Source organism: Leclercia sp. UBA5958 (genome assembly GCF_002430365.1).
Taxonomy (GTDB): Bacteria; Pseudomonadota; Gammaproteobacteria; order Enterobacterales; family Enterobacteriaceae; genus Enterobacter; species Enterobacter pneumoniae.
Map to the genome: position 1 here is coordinate 586013 of NZ_DJCE01000011.1, position 9061 is coordinate 595073.

General features: G+C 53.4%; 8 protein-coding genes. 5 read left to right on the plus strand and 3 right to left on the minus strand.

Translation table 11 applies throughout. The features are described from left to right. Nucleotides 1-19: 19 nt before the first annotated feature. Nucleotides 20-1090 carry a tRNA/rRNA methyltransferase gene (locus B2Q93_RS18300; RefSeq protein ID WP_040074454.1) on the minus strand — a complete coding sequence of 357 codons (1071 nt, stop codon included), beginning with the start codon at nucleotides 1088-1090 and terminating at the stop codon, nucleotides 20-22. A 205-nt stretch (nucleotides 1091-1295) separates the two neighbouring features. On the opposite strand from B2Q93_RS18300, the gene trxC reads away from it, so the two are divergent. The 5 genes from trxC (at nucleotide 1296) to B2Q93_RS18330 (ending at nucleotide 7018) form a co-directional block, all read left to right on the plus strand. Beyond that, nucleotides 1296-1715: a thioredoxin TrxC gene (trxC, locus tag B2Q93_RS18305; protein ID WP_040074452.1), complete on the plus strand. Its 420-nt coding sequence runs from the start codon at nucleotides 1296-1298 to the stop codon at nucleotides 1713-1715. Nucleotides 1716-1786: 71 nt separating this feature from the next. Beyond that, nucleotides 1787-2485, plus strand: coding sequence for a tRNA-uridine aminocarboxypropyltransferase (tapT, locus tag B2Q93_RS18310; RefSeq protein ID WP_286933985.1), 699 nt, complete (start codon nucleotides 1787-1789; stop codon nucleotides 2483-2485). A gap of 35 nt (nucleotides 2486-2520) precedes the next feature. After that, entirely contained in the window at nucleotides 2521-5184 is a 2664-nt protein-coding gene (locus B2Q93_RS18315; protein WP_286933986.1) for a bifunctional acetate--CoA ligase family protein/GNAT family N-acetyltransferase, read from the plus strand. A 110-nt stretch (nucleotides 5185-5294) separates the two neighbouring features. After that, a complete protein-coding gene (gene pssA, locus B2Q93_RS18325; protein WP_040074448.1) occupies nucleotides 5295-6650 on the plus strand; it encodes a CDP-diacylglycerol--serine O-phosphatidyltransferase in 1356 nt (451 codons plus the stop codon). A gap of 44 nt (nucleotides 6651-6694) precedes the next feature. Continuing rightward, complete coding sequence (locus tag B2Q93_RS18330; protein ID WP_286933987.1) at nucleotides 6695-7018, plus strand: YfiM family lipoprotein; 324 nt, start codon at nucleotides 6695-6697, stop codon at nucleotides 7016-7018. Here B2Q93_RS18330 and B2Q93_RS18335 read toward each other — a convergent pair. Next, complete coding sequence (locus B2Q93_RS18335; RefSeq protein ID WP_212478437.1) at nucleotides 7015-8322, minus strand: MFS transporter; 1308 nt, start codon at nucleotides 8320-8322, stop codon at nucleotides 7015-7017. The genes B2Q93_RS18330 and B2Q93_RS18335 overlap by 4 nt on opposite strands. Nucleotides 8323-8474: 152 nt before the next feature. Further along, complete coding sequence (locus tag B2Q93_RS18340) at nucleotides 8475-8930, minus strand: DUF4385 domain-containing protein (RefSeq protein ID WP_286783328.1); 456 nt, start codon at nucleotides 8928-8930, stop codon at nucleotides 8475-8477. Nucleotides 8931-9061 lie beyond the last annotated feature (131 nt).

Here is a 9061-nt window from a genome sequence, read left to right on the forward strand (position 1 = left end):
ATACAGGTAACATCAATGTTTAGGCTTTATTCTGACGCCACCACTCTGCCAGCAGTACGCCGGTAGCCACGGAAACGTTCAGACTTTCAACATTGCCTGTTCCGTCGATAGAGACGCTCAGATCCGCACTGGACAGCGCAGCATCAGACAGACCATCTCGCTCCTGGCCTAATACCAGTACCATTTTACGTGGCAGCGTTGCTTTGAACAGCGGCGTACCAGCGTGGCTGGAGGTGGTTACGATAGCGTAACCCGCTTTGCGGAACTGCTCGAGGGCATCCAGAACGCTGTCACCCGTGATAGGCTGCACATGTTCCGCGCCGCCTTCCGCCGTGCGGATAGCCGCGCCAGATTCAAGCAGTGCGGCATCCTGCAGTAAAACACCTTTTACGCCAAAGTGAGCACAGCTGCGCATCATCGCACCGAGGTTATGCGGGTTACCCACATCTTCCAGCGCCAACACACAGTCATCGGCTTCCGCCTCGCTTACCCATTGCTGCACGGTGGTACCATTACGTTTTTTAATCAGGAAGCAAACGCCACCGTGGTGCTCAGTACCCGATGCTTTTGTCAGCTCGGCATCATCGACCACATGGTACGCCTTGCGATTGGCCGCCATCCAGCGCAGTGCTTCTTTGAAGCGCGGCGTTACGCTCTGAATAAACCAGGCGCGAACAATACAGTCCGGACGGCTCTGGAACAGAGCCTGACATGCGTTTTCACCGTAGACGCGGGTCTCTTCAGCACGCTGACGGCGCAACACTTCCGGATCGATAAAGCTTTTTCCGCTAATACCGCCGTGATCGGTTTTTGCCGAGGTCTCTTCGCCCGGTGCACGGGATACGGTACGCCATGGCGATCCCCCATCACGACCGGCATCATCACGTTTACGGTCATCGCGTTTGCGGTCTTCACCGCGGTTGTTTCTTTCATCGCGGGCGGGGCGACGGCCACCGTCTGCACGAGATGGACCCGGACGTCCGCCGCCTTTTCCGGTACGCGGATTTGCGGTGCGTTTATCAGAGTCATCATCACTGCGGACATACATCACTTTGACCTTGCCGCTTTTGTTTTTCAGTTCGTCGTTCATGCTTTTCTCCACCAGCGCTGCGCGAAGCGCGCAGATTACCCGATGTATCCACTCATAGCCATTATTTCGTATCAAAGCTTATGACTATTGTTCTTATTGAATAAAACGCATTGTCGTTTCAAACAGGGTCACTGATAATATGTAACATATTAGAAACACTCCGGCCCTGGGCCGCTATGTTCCACTGCTATTCCTGAGGTTAGTTATGAATACCGTATGTGCCAACTGCCAGGCCCTTAATCGCATTCCGGAAGACCGAATTGATGATGTGGCTAAATGCGGACGTTGCGGTCATGAATTGTTCGATGGTGATGTCATCAACGCTACCGGTGCAACTCTGGATAAACTGCTGAAGGACGATCTGCCGGTGGTCGTGGATTTCTGGGCGCCATGGTGCGGTCCTTGCCGTAACTTTGCCCCTATTTTTGAAGATGTGGCTGAAGAGCGTAGCGGGAAGATGCGCTTTGTGAAAGTGAACACCGAAGCGGAGCGCGAACTGAGTGCTCGTTTCCGCATTCGCAGTATTCCCACCATTATGATTTTCAAGAATGGTGAAGTCATCGATATGCTGAACGGCGCGGTACCCAAAGCCCCCTTCGATAGCTGGCTGAACGAATCCCTCTGACATACCCGGGGCACACCGCTTGTGCCCCGCCCACTCCTCTGCGAAAATGGCGTTTTTTCTGCGCATCTCTCATGACTGATAACGCCGTATTGCAACTGCGTGCTGAACGCCTTGCCCGCGCAACGCGCCCTTTTCTCGCCCGTGGCAACCGCATCCGACGCTGCCAACGCTGTTTGTTACCGCTGAAACAGTGTCTGTGCGCTACCCTGACGCCGAGCCATGCTACCAGCCGATTTTGCCTGGTGATGTTCGATACAGAACCCATGAAACCCAGCAATACCGGGCGATTGATTGCCGATATCCTGCCAGATACCGTCGCGTTTCAATGGTCGCGCACCGAGCCGCCAGAGGCACTACTTGAGCTGGTAGCCAGTGACGCTTATCAGCCGATGGTGGTGTTCCCCGCCTCTTATGCCGGCCCGGATCGCCAGGTGTTGACGACGCCGGCGGCGGGAAAACCGCCGCTGTTCATCATGCTGGACGGTACCTGGACAGAAGCGCGCAAAATGTTTCGTAAAAGCCCTTATCTTGATGCGCTGCCGGTGATCTCTGTCGATCTCTCTCGCGTCTCAGCCTACCGGCTGCGCGAAGCGCATGCAGACGGCCAGTATTGTACCGCCGAGGTTGCCATTGCCTTGCTGGATCTGGCAGGCGATCGCCAGGCGGCTGGCGCATTGGGTCAGCATTTTTCCTGTTTTCGCGAACGTTATCTGGCCGGAAAAACCGTACATAAGGGAAGCGTCACAGCAGCCGAGTCAGAAAGCGTTTAAAATCATCAGGTCACTCGTACTCTCAGGAGACCTGAATGAGCCAGCGTGGGTTAGAAGCCTTACTCCGCCCCAAATCCATCGCCGTTATCGGCGCGTCAATGAAGCCAGAACGCGCTGGTTATCTGATGATGCGCAACCTGTTGGCTGGCGGCTTCAGCGGGCCTGTGCTGCCCGTTACCCCTGCCTGGAAGGCGGTGCAGGGGGTACTTGCCTGGCCGGATGTCGAAAGCTTACCTTATATCCCCGACCTGGCGGTGCTCTGCACGCACGCCCGGCGCAATCTGGATCTGCTGGTAGCGCTCGGCAAGAAAGGGTGTAAAACCTGCATTATCCTCTCCTCTCCTCCTGAACAGCACAACGATCTGCTGGCCTGCGCGGCACGTTATCAGATGCGTTTGCTTGGCCCAAACAGCCTCGGCCTGCTGGCGCCCTGGCAGGGTCTGAATGCCAGTTTTTCTCCGGTGCCCATTCGTAAAGGCAAGCTGGCATTTATTTCCCAGTCGGCAGCGGTTTCCAATACTATTCTCGACTGGGCTCAGCAACGTGAGATGGGCTTTTCGTATTTTATCGCGCTGGGTGATAGCCTCGACATCGACGTGGATGAGCTGCTCGATTTTTTGGCGAGAGACAGCAAAACCAGCGCTATCCTGCTCTATCTTGAACATTTGAGTGATGCGCGGCGGTTTGTCTCTGCGGCGCGTAGCGCGTCGCGCAATAAACCTATCCTGGTGATCAAAAGCGGACGTAGTCCGGCAGCCCAACGGTTATTGCACTCCCACTCCGGAATGGATCCGGCCTGGGATGCCGCCATTCAGCGCGCGGGTCTGTTACGCGTGCAGGACACGCATGAACTCTTCTCCGCCGTTGAAACGCTGAGCCATATGCGCCCGCTTCGTGGAGAGAGGCTGATGATTATCAGTAATGGCGCAGCCCCGGCCGCACTGGCCCTCGATGAGCTCTGGTTGCGTAATGGTAAACTCGCCACCCTTAGCGAAGAGACGTTACAACGACTGCGCGAGGCCTTGCCCGCAGGCGTTGAGCCGGGCAATCCGCTTGATCTCCGTGACGATGCCAGCAATCAGCACTATTTAACGGCCCTTAGCCTTCTGCTCGACAGTCAGGATTTCGATGCTCTGATGGTCATTCACTCGCCCAGTGCCGTTGCCCCGGGCAGCGAGAGCGCGCGGGCGCTGATTGATGGCATTAAAAATCATCCACGTGGCAAGTATGTCTCTGTACTGACCAACTGGTGCGGTGAATTTTCATCCCAGGAGGCACGCCGCCTTTTCAGTGAAGCAGGACTGCCGACCTACCGGACCCCCGAAGGGACTATCACCGCGTTTATGCATATGGTGGAGTACCGACGTAACCAGAAACAGTTGCGTGAAACCCCCGCGCTTCCCGGCAATCTGACCGCGAACATCAGTGGTGCCCGTAACCTGTTACAGCGGGCCATTGATGAGGGCGCGCGTGCGCTGGACACCCATGAGGTGCAACCGATTCTTCAGGCGTACGGTCTGAATACCCTGCCTACCTGGATTGCCAGCGATAGCGCAGAAGCCGTACATATCGCCGAGCAGATCGGCTATCCGGTCGCCCTTAAGCTGCGTTCTCCGGATATCCCTCATAAGTCTGAAGTTCAGGGCGTTATGCTCTATCTGCGCACGGCCGCAGAGGTTCAGCAGGCGGCCGATGCCATCATCGATCGCGTTAAAATGACCTGGCCCCGGGCACGCATCCATGGCCTGTTGGTACAAAGCATGGCCAACCGCGCCGGCGCGCAAGAGTTGAGGGTGGTCGTTGAGCACGATCCGGTGTTTGGCCCGTTGATCATGCTTGGTGAAGGGGGCGTGGAATGGCATCCGGAGGAGCAGGCAGTGGTAGCTCTGCCACCGCTGAACATGAACCTGGCACGCTATCTGGTGATCCAGGCGATCAAGAGCAAAAAGATCCGTGGACGCAGTGCACTGCGACCTCTGGATATTGCCGGGCTGAGCCAGTTCCTCGTGCAGGTCTCTAACCTGATCGTGGATACCCCAGAAATTCAGCGTCTGGATATTCATCCTCTGCTGGCGTCAGGCAGTGAGATGACCGCTCTGGATGTCACCATGGATGTAGCAGCCTTCAGCGGCGATCGCGAAAGCCGGCTGGCTATTCGCCCTTACCCACAACAGCTGGAAGAGTGGGTCGAGATGAAAAACGGGGAAAAATCGCTGTTCCGCCCTATCCTGCCGGAAGATGAACCGCAGTTGCAGCGCTTTATCGCTCAGGTGACTAAAGAGGATCTCTACTATCGCTATTTCAGCGAAATCAATGAATTTACCCATGAAGATTTAGCTAACATGACGCAGATCGACTACGATCGGGAAATGGCGTTTGTTGCCGTTCGGCGAACCTCTGAAGGTGATGAGATACTCGGCGTAACGCGCGCCATTTCGGATCCTGATAACGTCGATGCTGAATTTGCCGTGCTGATTCGCTCGGATCTGAAAGGATTAGGTCTTGGGCGACGGCTGCTGGAGAAGCTCATTAGCTATACGCGCGATCACGGATTACTGCGCCTTAATGGTATTACTATGCCTAACAATAGGGGCATGATCGCCCTGGCGCGAAAACTTGGATTTACCATAGATGTGCAGCTTGAAGAAGGCATCGTGGGGCTAACGCTGCATCTGATGCAGCAGGGTAAACAAGAGTAAGGTACTGGAAATGTTGACCACTTTCGCGGGTACTAATGATATGATTGTCCGCTTCTGTTGTCTGCTTAGTACAGATAACCCTTCAATGAACAGAGAAGAAACGCACTGTGATGTTGTCAAAATTTAAGCGCAACAAACATCAACAACACCTTGCTCAACTACCGAAGATTTCTCAGTCAGTTGATGATGTCGAGTTCTTTTACGCTCCCGCCCATTTTCGGGAAACGCTTCTGGAAAAAATTGCCAGCGCGACGCAACGTATTTGCATCGTGGCGCTTTATCTTGAACAGGATGAAGGCGGCAGCGCTATTTTACACGCAATTTATGAAGCAAAGCGCCAGCGTCCGGAACTGGACGTGCGTGTACTGGTCGACTGGCATCGGGCACAGCGCGGACGCATCGGCGATGCTGCCTCTAACACCAACGCTGACTGGTATTGCCGCATGGCCCAGCAGAATCCGGGCGTTGACGTTCCGGTTTACGGTGTCCCTGTAAACACCCGTGAAGCCCTGGGCGTACTGCATTTCAAAGGTTTCATCATTGATGACAGCGTGCTCTATAGCGGCGCCAGCCTGAATGACGTTTACCTGCATCAGCTTGATAAGTACCGTTACGATCGTTACCACCTGGTACGCAATGCGCGTATGGCGGACGTGATGTTTGCATGGGTCGATCAGAACCTGGTACACGGCCGTGGCGTTAATCGCCTTGATGATCCCCATCGCCCTAAAAGCCCGGAAATCAAAAATGACATTCGCTTATTCCGTCAGGAGTTGCGTGATGCTGCATTCCATTTCCAGGGCGATGCCGATAACGACCAGCTCTCGGTTACACCGCTGGTCGGCCTTGGCAAATCGAGCCTGTTAAATAAAACCATCTTCCATTTGATGCCCTGTACAAACGAGAAACTGACGATTTGTACCCCCTACTTCAATTTGCCGGCAGTGTTGGTTCGTAGCATCATCCAGCTACTGCGCGATGGTAAAAAAGTGGAAATCATCGTTGGCGATAAAACGGCAAACGATTTTTATATCCCTGAAGATCAACCGTTTAAAATCATCGGTGCGCTGCCTTATCTCTACGAGATCAACCTGCGCCGCTTCCTGAGCCGCCTTCAGTATTATGTGAATACCGATCAGCTGATCGTGCGTCTGTGGAAGCACGAAGATAATAGCTATCACCTGAAGGGAATGTGGGTTGACGATGAATGGATGCTGCTGACGGGGAATAACCTTAACCCGCGCGCATGGCGACTTGATCTTGAGAATGCGATCCTGATCCACGATCCGCGTAAAGAGCTATCGGTACAGCGTGAACGCGAGCTGGATCTGATCCGCACGCACACCACCATAGTGAACCACTACCGCGATCTACAAAGTATCGCTGACTATCCGGTAAAAGTGCGTAAGCTGATACGCCGTTTACGCCGCATTCGTATTGATCGGCTTATCAGCCGTATTCTGTAATGCACCTGCCCCGTCATTGACGGGGCTTTTTTATGGAGGTTGCAATGCGATATCTCCTTCTCCTGGGCTGTTGTCTACTGTGCGGCTGTAGCCACATGGCACAAGACAGCTGGGCGGGCCAGGATAAAGCCCAACACTTTCTGGCTTCCGCTATGCTCTCCGCCGCCGGGAATGAATATGCCCGGCACCAGGGCTATAGCCGCGATCGCAGCGCAGCTTACGGACTGATGTTCTCGGTCAGTCTGGGGGTCAGCAAGGAATTTTGGGACAGCCGCCCGGCAGGAAGCGGCTGGAGCTGGAAGGATTTTGCCTGGGATATCGCCGGCGCAACCACCGGCTATACCCTATGGCAGCTGGCTGATCACTAAAGACGAATACCTTTGCCTTTACGGTGCAGCATTAAGGAGACGATGAACGCCAGCGCGCCCATGAGCGTGACGTACCAGAAAAAGATCGTCTCGCTACCTATCGATTTCAATGAAAGCGCCACATACTCGGCCGAGCCACCAAAAAGGGCATTGGCCACCGCATAAGACAACCCAACCCCAAGCGCACGCACCTGAGCTGGAAACATTTCGGCTTTAAGAATGCCACTGATCGAGGTGTAAAAGCTGGCGATAATAAGTGCCACCATCACCAGCGCGAAGGCGGCGTAGGGTGAGGAGACATGTTGTAATGCCGTCAGGATAGGCACGGTGCATAACGTCGACATTCCCCCGAATATAAGCATTGAACTACGGCGACCAATTTTATCCGACAGCGCGCCAATAACAGGCTGGATCAACATAAAGACAAAAAGCGCCACGGTCATAACCATACTCGCCACATTAGCGTGCATACCCGTCGTATTGACCAGATACTTCTGCATATAGGTAGTGAAGGTATAGAAGGTGAGCGATCCCCCTGCCGTAAAACCGAGCACCATCAAAAATGCCTTTCGGTTGCGCCATAGCCCCTTGAATGAACCCGCCTCTTTCAGCGAGCGCACCTCTTTCTGTGACGTTTCATCCAGTTGACGACGTAGCCACAGTGCCACTATTGCCAGCACTGCACCCAGCGCAAAAGGTATGCGCCATCCCCATGCACGTAGGTCTTCATCGCTCAGCACCTGCTGCAGGATCACCACAGCCAGTATGGCTAACAGTTGACCGCCTATGAGCGTTACGTACTGGAAGGAAGCATAAAAACCTTTACGGCCTTCCACGGCAACTTCACTCATATAGGTCGCGCTCGTGCCATATTCACCGCCGACGGATAATCCCTGGAATAGACGAGCGAGCAGCAAGAGCGCCGGAGCCCAGGTGCCGATAACGGCATAGCCGGGCAGACACGCGATCACTAGCGATCCAAAGCACATCATGCAGACTGAAATCAGCATAGAGGTTTTACGCCCTTTACGATCGGCAATGCGGCCAAATAGCCAGCCACCGATAGGGCGCATCAAAAATCCAGCTGCAAAAACGCCTGCTGTCTGCAGCAACTGGGTCGTGGTATTACCGGATGGAAAGAAAATATGAGCAAAATAGAGTGAACAGAATGAGTAGACGTAGAAGTCAAACCACTCCACCAGGTTACCTGAAGAGGCACCAACGATTGCCCAGATTCTGCGGCGGGTATCCTGCACCGCGCTCTGTTTATGATCCGTATCTGTACTGGCTACGGTTTCTGTCATTTTAAATCCCCTGTCTTACATTGCGGGCCATTGCACCCATACCAAGTAAAACCGCATTTAAAATGTAGCGTTAGGTAAAAAACTTGTTATTTTTATGTTTCATTAAATTTTGTGAGGCAAATCATAAAAAAGATAACCTCTGGTGATGTCTCCTAGCCCCATTTCTTTTGATGCTCTTGTTTTCGTTGCAGATAGTCTTCATCTGCGCGGATTTTATCCCACCACGTTTTAAAGATTTTAGCCGCTTCGGCCTTCACCGGATCGTGATCTAATGGCTTCACGTTACGATCTTCGTCATATTTTTTTCCTCCTTTATGGTTCGCATAGCGTCTGGCACGGGTATATCCCATCTGAATGAATTTACGGGCCATGTCCATGCCGACAAAGTCATTCTTCTGCCGATATTGCTCGAACAAAGCGTAAATTTCCTGGGCAGACGTCGTGGCAACTTCAGCATTTTTATAGCGCCAGTGGGGGAGGATTTCACTTTTATAAGGTTCAACCAATAACACCCCCTGCTCTCCTCGTCCGACCTGGTAGAGCTCCGGATGCTCGCGAAAGTTTATGTTGGCGAAATCTTGTTGGTAGTTAAAAGGAGGGTTCGGCAAAATAACCTCACTGCTGTGATTTGTTTTATTATTTTAGCCAGAGAATAGTGAACGTGCCGTATGCGAATGCAAAGCAAAAAACCCCGCACCTTACGGTGCGGGGTTCTTCTTAATTGATGCCTGGCAGTTCC